The sequence below is a fragment of the Aliisedimentitalea scapharcae genome (assembly GCF_045277565.1).
GTDB classification, from domain to species: Bacteria; Pseudomonadota; Alphaproteobacteria; order Rhodobacterales; family Rhodobacteraceae; genus Aliisedimentitalea; species Aliisedimentitalea scapharcae.
The window spans coordinates 3,234,502-3,250,585 of sequence record NZ_CP123584.1 but is presented as its reverse complement, the minus strand read 5'-3'; the positions used below and the strand labels follow the sequence as shown (position 1 = coordinate 3,250,585).

Here is a 16,084-nt window from a genome sequence, read left to right as displayed (position 1 = left end):
GGACAGCACATGATCGAACGTATTGAAACCGGAGTCCGGTCCTCGAAAATCGTGAAACACAACGGCGTGGCTTATATTACGGGCCAGGTTGGCGAAGGCGACACGATCCAGGCCCAGACCGAAGAATGCCTGCGCCGGGTCGACGCGCTGCTGACCCAGGCCGGATCATCGCGCGAAAAGATGCTGCGGGTGACCATCTGGCTGGTCGATATGAGCGATTTTGCCGGTTTGAACGAGGTTTGGAACGCCTGGGTTCCCGAAGGCCACGCCCCGGCACGTGCCTGTGGCGAGGCCAAATTGGCCCGCGCCGAGCTGAAAGTAGAGATGATTGTCGACGCGGCTTACGATTGAGGTTGAGATCGCCGGGCGGCGCGGAATTTTTCAATAAAATTCCGCCTAATAAAATTGCTAATTTTATTGGTCATTTTCTTGGGTAAGAAAATGTCCGCCCGACGGCACTGTTGTGCGTCTGATCAGGCGTATTGCCCACTGGGCATCTTGAACTCCGTCGCCTCGGCGCGGCTCAGCATTTCGCCCTGTTTGCGCTTTTGCAGGATCTCGCGGGCCTTGGCGTACTCCTCGCCTTGCCAGAAGATCAAACAGCCGTTGCATCCTTTGCCACAGCAGCCCTCCACACCCACGCGGTTGGTCTTGAACCGCTTTTCGTTGTGGTCCTGGGCCACGCTGTCGGCCAGCGCATCGCGGCGGCGCGCATAGGCCTTGGGGTTCTCCTGTCCGGTGACTTCCAGCGCCTGGGTCAATTTGTCAAACCGCACCCGGTTCCATTGCTCATCGGTTAGGGCGCGTTCCTTGCGCAGCACGGAATAGGTCGGGAAACGGGCCTTGAGATCCGCGATGTCTTCGTGGTCGAACAGGGAAAAGGGCAGGCGGATAACCGACTGGGTACTGCCGTGCACCACGTTGACGCGGCTTCCGTTTTTGGTCAGTTCGAAATCATAGACTCGCAGCAGAACTGTGTCGCGAGACAGGGGCGAGACGAACTCCAGAACCTCTCCGGCGGTCAATTTGGATTTGACCAGCACGTGAAAAGCATCGTCGGTGACCTTGGTCACCACACCGGCATATTCCCACTGTGCCAGCGACGCGGTGTGTTCGTAATCATGTGCGAGATTGGAGAGACGGCCATCGTGGAAGGCCAGCGTGTAGCCCCGGTTCCCCACCGCCTCCAATTCGCGCATATAAGGCTTCGGGCTCCAATTGTCCGGATCGGCATAATAATCGTCGATCGCCATCCGATAAGCGCGCGCCACCACGGCGGCGTAATATTCGGACTTGCCGCGGCCTTCGACCTTGAGACTGTCGACGCCGATTTTCAGGTAATCATCCAGTTTCGGCATGATGCACAAATCGCGTGAGTTCAGGATATATGACCCCCGCCCGTCCTCTTCGATGGGCATCAGCTCACCTGGGCGACAGCCCTCTTCGAGCAGGAATTCGAACAGATGGGCGTTGTCTTCGTTGATCTCCAGCTCCTGCACGGTGCCGTCTTTCAGACGCATCCGCACACCATAGTTCCAGCGGCAGGAATTGGCGCAATTGCCCTGATTGGCACCCCGTTCCGCCATGAAATTCGACAACAGACACCGCCCCGAATAGGTCATGCACATGGCGCCATGTACAAAGGATTCAATCTTGATGTCTGGGCATTTCTCTCGAATTTCAACCAGTTCCGGATAAGAAACCTCGCGCGCCAACACCACCAGATCGGCACCCTGATCCTGCCAGAATTTCACCGACAGCCAGGAGCAGATATTGGCCTGTGTGGAGACATGCAGGGGGATTTCCGGGGCGCGTTCCTTTACGTATTGGAACACACCGGGGTCGGCGATGATCAACCCGTCGGGCTGCACCTTGCGGACGGTGTCGATGTATTCATCCAGCTTGGGAATGTCTTTGTTGTGGGAAAACAGGTTCAGCGTCAGGTAGGCGCGCCGCCCGTGATCGTGGCAGAATTGGACCCCTTCGATCACATCATCCAGCGAGAATTCGGATTTGGTGCGCAGCGACATGTCCGGCGTGCCCAGATAGACGGCGTCGGCCCCATACAGGATTGCCATCTTCAGCTTGCGCAGGTTGCCCGCAGGCATCAACAGTTCGGAGCGGTGTTCGGTCATCGGTACGGCCACAGGTTAGGGGGTCAGGCGGTGGCTTGTAGGTCAAATCGAACCCAGAGTCACGACCGCCCGGTTATGACCATCCCTTGCGAAAGAAATGCGGTGAGGCCCCGAATTTTCGTTTGAACTGGCGGGAAAAATGTGTCGCCGAATTGAACCCCGACGCCAGGGCGATTTCGGTCACGGACATGGCGGTTTCATTCATCAACGCATAGGCATGCGACAGGCGCATGTCGAAATACACATGCATCGGACTTTCGTTCAGATAGCGCGAAAACAGGCGCTCCAGTTGCCGACGCGAAATATCCAGCTGGTCGCAGAGCTCGCCGATCGACAGCGGTTCTTCGATCGAATCCTGCATCAGCTGCAAGGCCGAAAGCAGCCGTTGGTTGCGGCTGCCGATCGCAACCGCATAATTCGACTTCTGAGGAGCTGCCTGACCACCCGAGCGGACATGCAGGCACATGTCGGCAATGATGATGGCCAGCTTTTTGCCGTGGCGCTCTTCGATCAGGTTCAGCATCATGTCGGTGGCGGCATTGCCCCCACCACAGGTCAACAGGCGCCCCACGATTTCAAAAATATTGGGCGAGGGGGTCAGCCGCGGGAACATTTCCACAAACCCCGGTTGGTTTTCCCAATGCAGCGTAAAGGGCTGTTCGCGCAACAGTCCGGCCTGGGCCAGGGCGAATGCTCCGGTACAGATCCCGCCCAGACGGCGCCCGAACCGATGTTCGCGGCGCAGCCAGTTCAGGGTGATTTCGCTGGCCGAGGTATGCGGTTCAACGCCAGAGCATACGAACCCCACCGCATCTGATGGCAACGGTTGCAATGCCAGGTCCGGTGTCACAGTCATCCCGTTGGAACATTTCACCGGTTCGCCGTCTTCGGTCATGATGTACCAGCGGTACAATTCGGTATTGGTGACCTGGTTGGCGATCCGAAGCGGTTCAATCGCAGCGGCAACCGGCAGCATCGTTGCCTTGGGCAACAGCAGGAAATAAAAATCCTGGGGCGCTCCGGTAAAGGGCACAGCCAGCTTGGCAGCTGCCCCTTTCTGGATGAAACCATCATAATCCATCCGCAACTCTCTCTCAAACCTGGACTGAACCCGGTTGGGTCAGCTGGCAGGTGCCACACCGCGCAATCGTGTTGCGATCTGCACCGACCTACGACCATCGACGCCCCGTTGACCGTGTCTTTTCGACGGGGGTTTGACAGTTTGCGACACGTTGCAGGCCAAGTTGGGGGTGCAAATTCTGTGCCTGCCCCTTGCAGGCCCCATTGGGCAATACTAAGACTCGGGTAACGCAGTTTCGGGTATGGTCCCGGTCAGTCCATCAAAGCAGGCAAATTCTATGCATGATCCCAATGAATTCTACATGAATACCCTTGTCCCCATGGTTGTTGAACAGACCAGCCGGGGCGAACGGGCCTATGATATCTTTTCGCGCCTGCTCAAGGAGCGGATCATTTTTCTGAATGGGCCGGTGCATGATGGCATGTCATCGCTGATCGTGGCGCAGTTGTTGCACCTTGAGGCGGAGAATCCGACCAAGGAAATCAGCATGTACATCAACAGCCCCGGTGGCGTTGTGACGTCTGGTTTGTCGATCTATGACACCATGCAGTACATCAAACCCAAAGTATCGACCCTGGTAATCGGCCAGGCGGCATCGATGGGATCGCTGTTGTTGGCGGCCGGGGCGCCGGGCATGCGCTTTTCGCTGCCCAACAGCCGCGTCATGGTGCATCAGCCATCCGGTGGGTACCAGGGTCAGGCGACCGACATCATGATCCACGCCGAAGAAACCCTAAAGCTGAAGCGTCGGTTGAATGAAATCTACGTGAAACACACGGGGCAGGGACTCAAAAAGGTTGAAAACGCGCTGGAGCGTGACAACTTTATGTCTCCTGAGGACGCCAAGGATTTTGGATTGATCGATGAGATCGTCGAAAACCGGGCCAAGGGCGACGACGCAGAAAGCTGAGGTGGTTGGGGAAGGTTATGAGGTTTATGACGCAATTTGCGATTGTAGCCACCGGAACCCTGTCCTAAGCTGATGATGAAACGGGGTCCCGCCGATTTTTGCGGGACCTTGGGCAGATGACGAAGCCTGAAAGGTTAGGTATGGCAACGAATTCAAGTGGTGACAGCAAGAACACGCTCTATTGCAGCTTCTGCGGCAAGAGCCAGCACGAGGTGCGCAAGCTGATCGCCGGGCCGACCGTGTTCATTTGCGATGAATGTGTCGAATTGTGCATGGATATCATCCGAGAAGAGACCAAGGCCTCGGGGCTCAAGTCTTCGGATGGGGTGCCCACGCCCAAGGACATCTGTGATGTTCTGGACGACTATGTGATTGGTCAGGCCACCGCAAAACGGGTCCTGTCTGTGGCGGTCCACAACCACTACAAGCGTCTCAATCACGCTCAAAAGGCGGGGTCAGATATTGAGTTGGCGAAATCCAACATTCTGCTGATTGGCCCGACCGGGTGCGGCAAGACGCTGTTGGCTCAGACGCTGGCGCGGATTCTGGATGTGCCGTTCACAATGGCGGATGCGACCACGCTGACCGAAGCTGGTTATGTGGGCGAGGATGTGGAAAACATCATTCTCAAACTGCTGCAATCCAGCGAATACAATGTGGAACGCGCACAGCGGGGCATCGTCTATATCGACGAAGTCGACAAGATCACTCGCAAGTCCGAGAATCCGTCAATCACCCGCGATGTGTCGGGCGAAGGGGTTCAGCAGGCGTTGCTGAAACTGATGGAAGGCACTGTGGCTTCGGTTCCACCGCAAGGTGGGCGCAAACATCCGCAGCAGGAGTTCCTGCAGGTCGACACCACCAACATCCTGTTCATCTGTGGCGGTGCCTTTGCCGGGCTCGACAAGATCATCGCTCAGCGGGGCAAGGGTTCGGCCATGGGCTTTGGCGCAGATGTGCGCGACAATGACGAACGTGGTGTGGGCGAGATTTTTCAGGATCTGGAGCCAGAGGACCTGTTGAAATTCGGTTTGATTCCGGAATTCGTTGGCCGTCTGCCGGTTCTGGCAACGCTCGAGGATCTGGACGAAGACGCGCTGGTTACCATTCTGACACAGCCCAAGAACGCGCTGGTCAAACAATATCAGCGCCTCTTTGAAATCGAAGAGACCGAGCTGGACTTTACCGAAGATGCCCTGAGCGCCATCGCCAAAAAGGCCATCGAGCGTAAAACCGGTGCCCGGGGCTTGCGCTCCATTCTGGAAGACATCCTGCTGGATACCATGTTCGATTTGCCGGGCATGGAAAGTGTGACCAAGGTTGTTGTCAACGAAGAGGCGGTGACGTCGACGGCACAACCTTTGATGATCCATGCAGATGCGGAAAAAGAGCCAGTTTCGGCAGGCTGAGACAGACAATTGATCTGACAAGAGCGGCGCGGGTTTCCGCGCCGTTTTTCATGTGGAGGAACTAAGATGATCAAACGTATTTCTTCGGGTGGAGAATTCGAAGCCAAAGCGGGCTATTGCCGCGCAGTCGTCGCGGGCGGCTTTGTGCACGTGGCCGGAACCGTGGGCCAGGGCGACACAGTCGAGGACCAGTGCAAATCAGCACTGGATACCATCCGCTGGGCCCTGGAACAGGCAGGTGCCACATTGGCCGATGCGGTGCGGGTAAACTACTATCTTCCGGACGCGGCCGAATTCACTCCCTGCCTGCCGATTCTGGCGGAAACTTTTGGTGCGAATCCGCCAGCGGCAACCATGGTCGAATGCAATCTGATCGATCCAAAATTCCGTATTGAAATCGAACTCACCGCTTTGGCCCCTGCTGACGCGTGATGAATACAGGCCGGACCGGCGATCTGCTGCCGGTCCGGGGTTCCACGCGTCAAAATGTGGCGCTCTCACTCCCGGATCCGGGCAAGCGTCTCTGGACCTCGGTCGCGAATTGCGTCATATCACAATGCAAACACTTCGGAGGTACCCATGGGAATCCTGAACACTCTGCTGCGCGCTGTAACCTGGTGGAACGGCTCGACGTTGAACACCCAGATCTATACAGCCCGCAAAGGCACAAAAGTGGGCGAGGATGAACAGGGCAACGTGTTCTATCGCAACGCTGACGACACCCGGCGTTGGGTGATGTTCAATGGCGAAGCCGAAGCCTCGCGCGTCAGCCCCGATTGGCATGGCTGGTTGCACCATACGTTCAAAGAACTGCCCTCCAAGACCCCGCTGAAGCACAAGGCCTGGGAAAAACCGCATCAGGAAAACCTGACCGGAACCATGTTGGCCTATGCGCCTGCAGGGTCGATCCGCAGCGGCAAGGAACCGGCAAATCGCGCCGATTACGAAGCCTGGAGCCCTGAATAAGGGATCGGATGGCAGCGCACCATGTCTCATAACACAACCGAAGTTCTGGTTGGCGGCGTCGTATTGGCGGCTGCCATCGGGTTTGCCGTTTATGCCGGGCAGGCCGCCGGTCTGTCCAGCGGTGGCGAAAGCTATGCGCTGAATGCGTCCTTCCGGTCGATCGAAGGTGTCAGCGTTGGCACTGATGTGCGGCTGGCAGGCGTCAAGATCGGAACCGTGACCGGCGTCGACCTGAACCCCGAAACGTTTCGCGCCGATACAGAGTTTTCTGTCAGGCAGGGGATCGAAATCCCCGATGACAGCGCCGTCGTGGTCGCCTCTGAAGGCCTGTTGGGTGGGAATTTTGTTGAAATCATGCCGGGCGGATCTCCCTTTGCATTGGAGGCCGGTGATGAAATTCTGGACACACAGGGGTCTGTCAGCCTGATCTCTCTGCTGTTGAAATTCGTTTCCGGAAGCGGGGACGAAGGGTGAAACGGCTGGTATCGGCCTGTCTCCTCGCCTGCCTATGCCTGACCTCGGGGCCTGGGATCGCACAGGAGGCCACCAAGCCGGCCACGGTCGGGCAGGGCGCGGTGCTACGGGGGCTCGACAAGGTTAACGGGAAAACCGCTGATTTCGAACTGTTGAATGGTGCGACAGCCGAAATGCTGGGGCTGCTGGTTACGCTGGGCGAATGTCGATATCCGGCGGACAACCCGACAGGGGATGCTTTTGCCTTTTTGATCATACGCGATCCAGAGTCCGGACAAGTGCAGTTCGAAGGGTGGATGGTTGCATCTTCACCCGCGCTGAACGCGCTGGATCACGCGCGTTATGACATCTGGGTGTTGCGCTGTATGACGTCCTGAGCGGGCGCTATGGCGGGGGCAAGGAAATGCGCCGCGCTGTCTATGGCGGTACGCAGTTGACGATGATAGGCGGCCCTGCTGATTTCCTCTGCGCCCAGTGAGGCGAGATGATCGGTGATGAATTGGGTGTCAAACAAGGTGAATTTGGCCCGACGCAACCGATCAACCAGATGGGCCAAAGCGATCTTTGAAGCATCCGTACGCCGGGAAAACATGCTCTCGCCAAAAAAGGCGGCCCCCAGAACCACACCATAAACGCCGCCAATCAACCGGCCGCCCGGGTCGCGAACTTCGACGGAATGTGCGCAGCCCATGTCATGCAACGCGATGTAAAGTGCGCGTATTTCCTGACTGATCCAGGTATCGGCGCGATCAGCGCAGGCATCGACAACCCCGGCAAAATCCTGATCTACGGTGATCTGATAATCCTGTCGCCGCAGGCTGCGCGCCAGTGAACGTGAGATATGAAATCTGTTCAGCGGGAACACGCCGCGTCTCTTGGGGTCGACCCAAAAGACGTCCGGATCATCCCTGTGCTCTGCCATTGGAAAAACGCCGATGGAATAACCATGCAACAACAATTCGGGAGTCAGGGTCATCTCGGCTCCCCGAAATCCGGGGCACTGCCGATGTAGGGTGCGTGCTGGCACGCACCGCTGACATCGAAACAGCGCGGCTTATTCCGGCAAATTGGCCTCAAGCCATTGCTCCAGCCAGTGAATATTGTAGGTGCCCGCGTGGATGTCAGGTTCCTGCAACAGCGCGTGAAACAGCGGAACAGTGGTATCGACCCCGTCGACGATCAACTCACCCAGCGCCCGGTTCAGACGTGCCAGCGCTTCGGGACGATCGCGCCCCTGCACGATCAGCTTGCCGATCAGAGAATCATAATAGGGTGGGATGGAATACCCGTCATACAGCGCCGAATCCATCCGAACACCCAAACCGCCCGGGGCATGATATTGGCTGATCCGGCCCGGGCAGGGGGAAAAATTGGGCAGGCGTTCCGCGTTGATGCGCACTTCGATCGAATGGCCGTTGATCACCAGATCGTCCTGGGTGAACGACATCGGCAACCCCGCCGCAACCCTGATCTGCTCCCGCACCAGATCAACACCAAAGATGCCTTCGGTCACCGGGTGCTCCACCTGCAAGCGGGTGTTCATTTCGATGAAATAGAATTCGCCATTTTCGTACAGGAACTCGATGGTGCCGGCACCGATGTAATTGATATTGGCAACCGCATCCGCACAGACTTTGCCGATCCGGGCACGTTCCTCGGGTGAAATGCTGGGGCCGGGGGCCTCTTCGAACACCTTCTGGTGGCGGCGTTGCAGCGAACAATCGCGTTCGCCCAGATGGACGGCCTTGCCCTTGCCATCGCCAAAGACCTGGATTTCGATGTGACGCGGCGTGGTCAGGTATTTTTCGATATAGACTTCATCGTTGCCAAAGTTGCTCTTGCCCTCGGCACGTGCAGTCTGAAAAGCGGACTTCATGTCTGCGGCAGTCTGCGCCACTTTCATGCCCTTGCCGCCGCCACCGGCGGTTGCCTTGATGATCACCGGATAGCCGATTTCAGCTCCCAGTTTTTCAGCCTCTTCCAGGGTTGCAACACCACCGTCACTGCCAGGCACACAAGGAACCCCAAGGGCCTTCATCGTATCCTTGGCGGTGATTTTATCGCCCATGATTCGAATGTGTTCAGCAGTGGGGCCAATGAACGTCAGCCCGTGGTCCTGGACGATCTGCACAAAATTGGCGTTTTCGGACAAAAAGCCATACCCGGGATGAATCGCCTGGGCACCGGTGATTTCACAGGCCGAGATTATGGCCGGGATCGACAGATAGCTTTGGGTGCTCGAAGGCGGTCCGATACAGACGGATTCGTCTGCCATTCGCACATGCATCGCGTCCGCATCTGCGGTTGAATGCACGGCTACTGAACCTATGCCCATCTCGCGCGCAGCCCGGATCACGCGTAAGGCGATTTCTCCGCGGTTGGCAATCAGGATCTTGTCAAACATGATCTGGTCCTTATTCGACGATGACCAGGGGCGTCCCGAATTCGACCGCGGCGCCGTCTTCAACCAGGATGCGCTTCACGGTGCCCGCTTTGGGCGCGTGGATGTGGTTCATGGTTTTCATGGCTTCGACGATCAACAGCGTGTCACCTTCGGCCACCTGAACACCAACCTTGATGAACGACGGGGCGCTGGGTTCAGGCTGTAGGTACACGGTGCCGACCATGGGCGATGTCACCGCGCCGGGGTGGCTGGCCGGATCGTCACTGCTGGCGGCCGCAGGGGCTGCTGTCGCGGCGACAGGTGCGGCTGCACCAGCGGCCGGAGCGGCGGCAGGCATCTGAACCTGAACCGGCGCTGCAACGGGTTGAAGGCGCGATACCCGAACATCCAGGCTGTCGTCGGCGCCATAGTCGCGCTTGACCTTCAGTTCGGTCAGATCGTTTTCCTGCAGCAGTTCTGCCAATGCCTTGATGAAGGCCACATCCGCTTCATGAGTCTTGTTTGTCATCTTTATCCTCGGCCGGTTCCGAATGGCCCGTCTTTTGGGCGGGCATGCCAAATTTGTCGGGCTTATACGGCAAGCTGTCGCCGGTGAAAAGCGCCCAAACCCCTGCGATAACATGGGGGGCGGGACGTCGGATTGCAATCGCTTGTTGTCAGAACGGCATCCCGGACAGTTTGGCCACCAGTTCCGGCAGCTTGCGGGCCTCGAACTTGGTCAACAGATGGGCGCGGTGGGTCTCGATGGTGCGATAGCTCAGCCCCAGCTGTTTGCCGATTTCCTTGGCCGACAGGCCCCGACAGGTCAGGATCGCAACATCGCGTTCGCGTGGCGTCAGAGAGACCACAGGGCGATCATCGGACAGGTCGGCAAAGGACCACACCCCGCTGTGAAACGGTTGATCCGGGGTCACGGACTGCCCCCTGACCCGGCACCAGAACAATTCACCCGTGCGCCGTCGCATGATGCGTTCGTCGGAATAATAATCCTGCGCGGGATCAATCCGTTGCAATGTCTCGCCGATCCGGGCGAAATCATCCGGGCTGGGGTACAGATCAAAAACCGGCAAATCCGTCAGCGCGGCGACCGTGTCGCCAAAGATCCGGGCGAATTGCAGGTTGCAACGCCGGATGATGCGTTGTTCCAATACGATGAGGCCCACCGGCGCATTATCAAAGGCAAGATCTGTCATAGGGTATTCTTGACGGGTATTTTTACGGAATTGAAGAGGGGGCGTGACGCATGCGACCGATATCACATGGGCGCGCATGGGATCGCCGCCTGAATTTGGGGGATTCGAGATGAATTTGGGGCATTGGCTGTATCGTCAGGCGCAGACGGGCGGGGATCGTCCGGCATTGTATCTGGGAACAGATTTGGTGGCGGATTACGCCGGGTTTCACGACCGGGCGGCCCGGGTCGCGGGTTGGCTGATTTCCCAGGGCATCGGGCCAGGTGATCGTGTCGCGATTTTTATGAAGAACTGCCCCGATTACCTGATTGCGCAATATGGTATCTGGTACGCAGGAGCTGCGGTGGTTCCGATCAATGCCAAACTCCATGGGCGCGAAGCCGCCTTTATTCTTGAAAACTCAGGTGCTGCTCTGGCGTTCACGTCTCCGGGGCTGACCGAATCCGTGGCCAGCGCAGGGGCTGTGACGCGCTGCATCGACATCACCGGACCTGAGTATTGCGATTCCCAAACTGCCCATCCGGTCGCGGAACCGACGCGGGTGGCGTCGGATGATCTGGCCTGGTTGTTTTATACCTCCGGCACCACTGGCAAACCCAAGGGGGTGATGATCACCCATCGGATGCTGATCTCCATGTCACTGACCTATTTCGCCGAAGTGGACAGGGTCGGCCCTGAGGATCAGACGCTGTATGCCGCGCCGATGAGCCATGGGGCCGGGATCTATAACATGCTGCATGTTCTGGCAGGTGCTGCCCATATTTGCCCGGTGTCCTCAGGGTTCGACGAACCCGAGATCTTTGATCTGGCCGAACACTTTGGCCGGGTGCACATGTTTTGCGCCCCCACGATGGTGACCAGATTGACGGCCGTCGCGAAACAGTTGGGGCGGTCAGGGCAGGGGCTGCGCACCATCGTGTATGCCGGTGGGCCGATGTATGTGGCCGACATCACCGAAGCCGTGGACCATTTTGGTCCGGTGTTCGTACAGATATACGGGCAGGGGGAATGCCCGATGGGGATCACCGCGCTGTCCCGCCACGACGTCAGCGATCGCAGCCATCCGCGCTGGCGGGAACGGCTGGCCAGTGTCGGGCGCGCCCAAAGCCCGGTCGAAGTACAGATCGGCACTCCGCAGGGCGAAATCCTGCCGGTTGGGGAACACGGTGAAATCATGGTCAAGGGCGACATCGTCATGCCCGGCTATTGGCAAAACCCCGAAGCGACCGCCAAGACGTTGATCAACGATTGGCTGATGACAGGGGACATGGGGGTGATGGACGCTGATGGCTATGTCACACTTCAGGACCGGTCCAAGGACATGATCATCACCGGCGGCTCCAACGTTTATCCGCGCGAGGTGGAGGAAGTGCTGTTGATGCACCCCAAGGTTTCCGAGGCGTCGGTTGTCGGGCGTGCGCATGCTGATTGGGGAGAGGAAGTCGTGGCCTTTGTCGTGGGGGAGGCTGCGGACGAAGAGCTGGACGCTCTGTGCAATGATCATATCGCCCGTTTCAAACGCCCCAAGGCCTATGTCCGCATCTCCGCTTTGCCCAAGAACAATTATGGCAAGGTGCTGAAAACCGAACTGCGCAAGCAGTTGTGAGGCGGTGGTAACCCAACCGGGCGACTGAACAGGCCCATGCGTCGTTCCGGTGGTGGTGTCACTTCAATTGTCGCCACTGCAGGACCGAACGGCGTCTGCCTGCGCGGTCGTCTAACGACGGCTGGCAACCGGTTCAGGTCCTGATCGTTGGGCTGCGGGGGCCAGATTGTAACATCTGGGCGGATATTACCCCTATACCGCCGGGTCCATTATGGTCGCGCGCGAATATGACATCCACTTGATGCATGCCCTGACAATCTTCAGCAAAAACGTAGCCAAATATTTGGGCAACACGAGACTGAAATCAATGCAAGTCCCTGGCCGAATGCAAGAGGGATTGGTCACAGATAGTGTTGTGCTTGATCCCAAAGGAGTTGTCGGTAATTCGGACGACACTGTGGGTACTCTACCGACGACCGGCATCCCGTATGTGGTGGTGAATGGGACCGTCGTTGTCGAAAGCAGCAAAAAGCGCATGGATGTATTCCCGGGCGTGGCAATCCGCTTTTCGGTTCAGGGAGCGGGGCGTTTTGTGCCCTTGGACGACCATGCCTGGGCCCGCATCTCAATATGCCCAAGGCATCCCATGCGCTGAACGACGACATACCATCTGACACGCGCTTTGATGGGCCAATCGGTTAAATGGGCTTGCTCCGGGCCATGAGGCGGGGTTGTTTTCTTTTAGCCCCCGATCTGGCTGGGCGGCCCGCTGCGCATGACCTGCGACAGGGGGCGGGCGCTTTGGCGCAACCGGGGGTCAAGGCGTCCAGGTCAGAAAATTCCCGATCATCCGCAGCCCCACGTCCTGGCTTTTCTCCGGGTGGAATTGCATGCCCAGCATGGTGTCGCGGCCAATAACGGCCGTGACATCGCCGCCATAATCCACATGGGCCAGACGTTCCGTCGCATCGGCCACCTGAAATTGATAGGAGTGCACGAAATAGACGTGGTCACCTGTTTTGACACCGGCAAACACCGGGTGGCCATGGTCGATGACCAGATCATTCCAGCCCATATGCGGAACCTTTAGCGTCTTGTCTGCGGGGTCAATCCTGACCACATCGCCGCCGACCCACCCGATCCCCGGAGTTTTGGTGTATTCATGCCCCGTGCTGGCCATCAGTTGCATGCCCACACAGATCCCCAGAAACGGGCGTCCCTTGTGTTCGACCGCTTCGACCATGGCGTCATAAATGCCCTTGTGGCCTCGTAATTCGGCGGCACAGGCCGGAAATGCCCCGTCGCCCGGCAGAACCAGCCGGTCGGCCCGCGCCACGACATCGGCATCAGAGGTCACGACGACGTCGCCGGCGTCCATCTCGCGCGCCATGCGCTGAAACGCCTTTTCAGCGGAATGCAGATTGCCGGATTCATAGTCGATGATGGCTGTCAGCATGGCCCTGTGTCCTTCGTGTCGTGCGGGGTCCGAAGTGACGCCAAACGCCGACCGGGTCAAGAGGCGTTGGGCGTGGCGATTTGCGGCAGGACATCCATGACCGCGTCAAACAGGTCCATGTCCAGAGAGCGATCCGCGTCGTTGAATTCACCAGACATGGCCAAAAGAGTGAACCCATGGATCAGCGACCAGACCCGGATTTCGACAACCCGAGGGTCCATAGGTGCGGTGACAAACGGGGCGCAGACGCCGCGCAAAATCAGATAGGCATGCGCCGTTTCCCGATTTCCGGGTTTCAGACTGGCCAATCCAAGTTGCCCAAAAATGACATTCAGAATACCCGAGTGGTCGATTCCGAATTGCAGATAGCCACGGCAAACGGATCTGAGCCGCCCAGCGTCGGTTTGCTCGCCCGCGTCCCGCGCCGTTTGCAGGTAGGTTGAAAACCGCTCGAATGCCTCTTCGGCAATGGCGGATTTCAGCCCGGACAACCCGTCGAAGTGATGCGCTGGCGCGGCATGTGAAACGCCGGCGCGCACGGCGCATTTGCGCAGGGTCAACGCAGAGATTCCGCCTTCCTCCAAGAGGTCGATGCCTGCCTGAATCAGCGCCTGACGCAGGTTGCCGTGATGATGGGTGGAGCGGGGGGCTGTGCGTGACATGGGACGCATGTTGAGGATCTCCTTGACAATGTCAAGTTCGCAGGTAACGTGATGGCAACTTTACACTGTCAAGTAACGCCAGGAAGGTCCCCCATGGTTTCACTCTCTCATCGCGCACTGGCACCAAATCGGGTTCGGTGGTTGTCCATGTTCATATGGGTGCTGGCCGTATTGGTGGCCCTGGCATCGTTTCGATTTTTGGTGGCACAGATAGATTTGGTCATGCCCGCAATGGTTCATCACGCGCGGGATCGCCCATTGGCGCTATATGCTCATATCGGGTTCGCACCCATTGCCTTGGCTCTGTTGCCGTTGCAGTTCTCCCAACGTCTGCGCGCGCGATACCACATGGTGCACCGATGGCTGGGGCGGGTGTATGTCGCGTCAATTCTGATTGCGGGCGGAGCAGGAGTTGTTCTGGCCCTGACAACCAGCGCGGGGCCTGTGGCTGCGGCGGGCTTTCTGGGCCTGTCGGCGCTGTGGTTGACCACAACGGGAGCGGCGGTCTGGTATGCCATGCGTCGCCGTATCGCTCTGCACCGGATATGGATGATCCGTTCGGCTGCGTTGACATTGGCAGCGGTCACATTGCGCCTGTACCTTCCGGTGGGTATGGCAACCGTCGGGTTTGACGCCAGCTATCCCGCGATTGCCTGGCTGTGCTGGGTGCCGAACCTGCTGATCGGTGAATGGCTGCTGGCGCGCGATCGCGCCAGTCAGCCTTTGGGGGCGTAAGGATGGGAAAGCCATCCCCGGAATTTGTTGTTACAGCGCGCCTTTGGTCGATGGAATCGCATCTGCCTTGCGCGGGTCGGTTTCAACCGCGACGCGCAGGGCACGGGCCACGGCCTTGAACCCGGCTTCGACAATGTGGTGGCTGTTGAACCCATGCAACTGGTCGACATGCAGGGTAATGCCGCCATGGGTGGCCAGGGCGGTAAAGAATTCGCGGACCAGTTCGGTGTCAAAGGTACCGATCTTTTGGGTTGGGATTTCCATGTTCCAGATCAGATAGGGACGGGCGGACAGATCCAACGCACACCGCACCTGGGCGTCATCCATCGGCAGGTGGCAGGCCCCATACCGGTTGATGCCCTTTTTGTCCCCCAGCGCCTGGCTCAGGGCCTGTCCCAATGCGATACCTGTGTCTTCAACGGTATGGTGATCGTCGATATGGTAATCGCCTTTGGCGCGAATGGTCATGTCGATCAGCGAATGGCGCGACAGCTGATCCAGCATATGGTCAAAAAAACCGACGCCGGTCTGATTGTCATATGATCCGGTGCCGTCGAGGTTGATTTCAACGGTGATCTCGGTTTCTGCAGTGCTGCGGCTGACCTTGGCTGTGCGCATGAACGGTTTTCCTTTTTGGGGCACGCGAAAGAGAGTGCAGGGTGCTTATAGGCGGTGGCGCGGGACAGGCCAAGCCCGCGCCGTGTGTCTGCGGCCATCTGTTGCCCTGGGACCGGCCGGCAAACCGTGCGCGCGGCTCCCGAGGGATTGCGCCCAGGGGCCGCGCGTGTCAGCTTGGCGCTGAAACTTCAACACCCACAACCCCCAGAGGCCCCGCATGTCGACCTGTGTATTCATTCAGATTCGCTGCAAACCCGGCTCTACCTACAAGGTGGCCGAGGACATTGCGCTGCGCGAGATCCATTCCGAGTTGTATTCGACCAGTGGCGAATTCGACCTGCTGATGAAGCTGTATATTCCGGCCGGCGAAGATGTCGGCAAGTTTATCAACGAAAACCTTCTGGTAATTGCGGACATCGAGCGGTCGCTGACGACGATGACGTTCAAGGTGTTCTGACACAGCATTGCAGAAGGGGGCTCTGCCCCCGCAGCCAT

General features: G+C 58.2%; 19 protein-coding genes. 10 read left to right on the top strand and 9 right to left on the bottom strand.

Annotation, left to right across the window (positions count from 1 at the left end):
* Positions 1-9 precede the first annotated feature (9 nt).
* Positions 10-351, top strand: coding sequence for a RidA family protein (locus QEZ52_RS15190; RefSeq protein ID WP_406645274.1), 342 nt, complete (start codon positions 10-12; stop codon positions 349-351).
* Positions 352-473: 122 nt separating this feature from the next.
* On the opposite strand, the gene QEZ52_RS15185 is transcribed toward QEZ52_RS15190, so the two are convergent.
* Positions 474-2,135, bottom strand: a complete 1,662-nt coding sequence (locus QEZ52_RS15185; RefSeq protein WP_406645272.1) for a peptidase U32 family protein — start codon at positions 2,133-2,135, stop codon at positions 474-476.
* Positions 2,136-2,208: 73 nt separating this feature from the next.
* Positions 2,209-3,216 carry a GlxA family transcriptional regulator gene (locus QEZ52_RS15180; protein ID WP_406645271.1) on the bottom strand — a complete coding sequence of 336 codons (1,008 nt, stop codon included), beginning with the start codon at positions 3,214-3,216 and terminating at the stop codon, positions 2,209-2,211.
* A gap of 277 nt (positions 3,217-3,493) precedes the next feature.
* Between QEZ52_RS15180 and QEZ52_RS15175 the strand changes: the two genes are divergently transcribed.
* The 6 genes from QEZ52_RS15175 (at position 3,494) to QEZ52_RS15150 (ending at position 7,352) form a co-directional block, all read left to right on the top strand.
* Positions 3,494-4,126, top strand: a complete 633-nt coding sequence (locus QEZ52_RS15175) for an ATP-dependent Clp protease proteolytic subunit (protein ID WP_406645270.1) — start codon at positions 3,494-3,496, stop codon at positions 4,124-4,126.
* Positions 4,127-4,266: 140 nt separating this feature from the next.
* Positions 4,267-5,535, top strand: a complete 1,269-nt coding sequence (gene clpX, locus QEZ52_RS15170; protein ID WP_406645269.1) for an ATP-dependent Clp protease ATP-binding subunit ClpX — start codon at positions 4,267-4,269, stop codon at positions 5,533-5,535.
* A gap of 66 nt (positions 5,536-5,601) precedes the next feature.
* On the top strand, positions 5,602-5,967 hold the full coding sequence (locus QEZ52_RS15165) for a RidA family protein (RefSeq protein ID WP_406645267.1): 366 nt from the start codon (positions 5,602-5,604) through the stop codon (positions 5,965-5,967).
* 147 nt (positions 5,968-6,114) lie between these two features.
* Positions 6,115-6,501 carry an NADH:ubiquinone oxidoreductase subunit NDUFA12 gene (locus QEZ52_RS15160; RefSeq protein WP_406645266.1) on the top strand — a complete coding sequence of 129 codons (387 nt, stop codon included), beginning with the start codon at positions 6,115-6,117 and terminating at the stop codon, positions 6,499-6,501.
* A gap of 21 nt (positions 6,502-6,522) precedes the next feature.
* A complete protein-coding gene (mlaD, locus tag QEZ52_RS15155) occupies positions 6,523-6,975 on the top strand; it encodes an outer membrane lipid asymmetry maintenance protein MlaD (protein WP_406645265.1) in 453 nt (150 codons plus the stop codon).
* Entirely contained in the window at positions 6,972-7,352 is a 381-nt protein-coding gene (locus QEZ52_RS15150; protein WP_406645264.1) for a DUF2155 domain-containing protein, read from the top strand. The genes mlaD and QEZ52_RS15150 overlap by 4 nt, the downstream gene beginning before the upstream one ends.
* Here QEZ52_RS15150 and aat read toward each other — a convergent pair.
* The 4 genes from aat to QEZ52_RS15130 all read right to left on the bottom strand — a co-directional run bounded on the left by aat (position 7,316) and on the right by QEZ52_RS15130 (position 10,572).
* Positions 7,316-7,951 (bottom strand): leucyl/phenylalanyl-tRNA--protein transferase, encoded by a 636-nt coding sequence (gene aat, locus QEZ52_RS15145; protein WP_406645263.1) that lies wholly within the window; start codon positions 7,949-7,951, stop codon positions 7,316-7,318. The genes QEZ52_RS15150 and aat overlap by 37 nt on opposite strands.
* 78 nt (positions 7,952-8,029) lie before the next feature.
* Positions 8,030-9,379: an acetyl-CoA carboxylase biotin carboxylase subunit gene (gene accC, locus QEZ52_RS15140; protein WP_406645262.1), complete on the bottom strand. Its 1,350-nt coding sequence runs from the start codon at positions 9,377-9,379 to the stop codon at positions 8,030-8,032.
* 10 nt (positions 9,380-9,389) lie between these two features.
* Positions 9,390-9,887 (bottom strand): acetyl-CoA carboxylase biotin carboxyl carrier protein, encoded by a 498-nt coding sequence (gene accB / locus QEZ52_RS15135; RefSeq protein WP_406645261.1) that lies wholly within the window; start codon positions 9,885-9,887, stop codon positions 9,390-9,392.
* 148 nt (positions 9,888-10,035) lie between these two features.
* A complete protein-coding gene (locus tag QEZ52_RS15130; RefSeq protein WP_406645260.1) occupies positions 10,036-10,572 on the bottom strand; it encodes a LuxR C-terminal-related transcriptional regulator in 537 nt (178 codons plus the stop codon).
* Between the two features lie 109 nt (positions 10,573-10,681).
* Between QEZ52_RS15130 and QEZ52_RS15125 the strand changes: the two genes are divergently transcribed.
* Positions 10,682-12,178 carry a class I adenylate-forming enzyme family protein gene (locus QEZ52_RS15125; protein WP_406650513.1) on the top strand — a complete coding sequence of 499 codons (1,497 nt, stop codon included), beginning with the start codon at positions 10,682-10,684 and terminating at the stop codon, positions 12,176-12,178.
* A gap of 757 nt (positions 12,179-12,935) precedes the next feature.
* Here QEZ52_RS15125 and hisH read toward each other — a convergent pair.
* Together hisH and QEZ52_RS15115 are read right to left on the bottom strand one after the other, a co-directional pair.
* Positions 12,936-13,574 carry an imidazole glycerol phosphate synthase subunit HisH gene (gene hisH, locus QEZ52_RS15120; protein ID WP_406645259.1) on the bottom strand — a complete coding sequence of 213 codons (639 nt, stop codon included), beginning with the start codon at positions 13,572-13,574 and terminating at the stop codon, positions 12,936-12,938.
* A gap of 56 nt (positions 13,575-13,630) precedes the next feature.
* Positions 13,631-14,245: a TetR/AcrR family transcriptional regulator gene (locus tag QEZ52_RS15115; protein WP_406645258.1), complete on the bottom strand. Its 615-nt coding sequence runs from the start codon at positions 14,243-14,245 to the stop codon at positions 13,631-13,633.
* Between the two features lie 84 nt (positions 14,246-14,329).
* Here QEZ52_RS15115 and QEZ52_RS15110 point away from each other — a divergent pair, with 84 nt between their 5' ends.
* Positions 14,330-14,971, top strand: coding sequence for a DUF2306 domain-containing protein (locus QEZ52_RS15110; RefSeq protein WP_406645257.1), 642 nt, complete (start codon positions 14,330-14,332; stop codon positions 14,969-14,971).
* Positions 14,972-15,001: 30 nt separating this feature from the next.
* Here the strand turns inward: QEZ52_RS15110 and hisB are convergent, their stop codons facing one another.
* Positions 15,002-15,589: an imidazoleglycerol-phosphate dehydratase HisB gene (gene hisB / locus QEZ52_RS15105; RefSeq protein ID WP_406645256.1), complete on the bottom strand. Its 588-nt coding sequence runs from the start codon at positions 15,587-15,589 to the stop codon at positions 15,002-15,004.
* Positions 15,590-15,806: 217 nt separating this feature from the next.
* Between hisB and QEZ52_RS15100 the strand changes: the two genes are divergently transcribed.
* Positions 15,807-16,046 (top strand): Lrp/AsnC ligand binding domain-containing protein, encoded by a 240-nt coding sequence (locus tag QEZ52_RS15100; protein WP_406645255.1) that lies wholly within the window; start codon positions 15,807-15,809, stop codon positions 16,044-16,046.
* Positions 16,047-16,084: the final 38 nt, after the last annotated feature.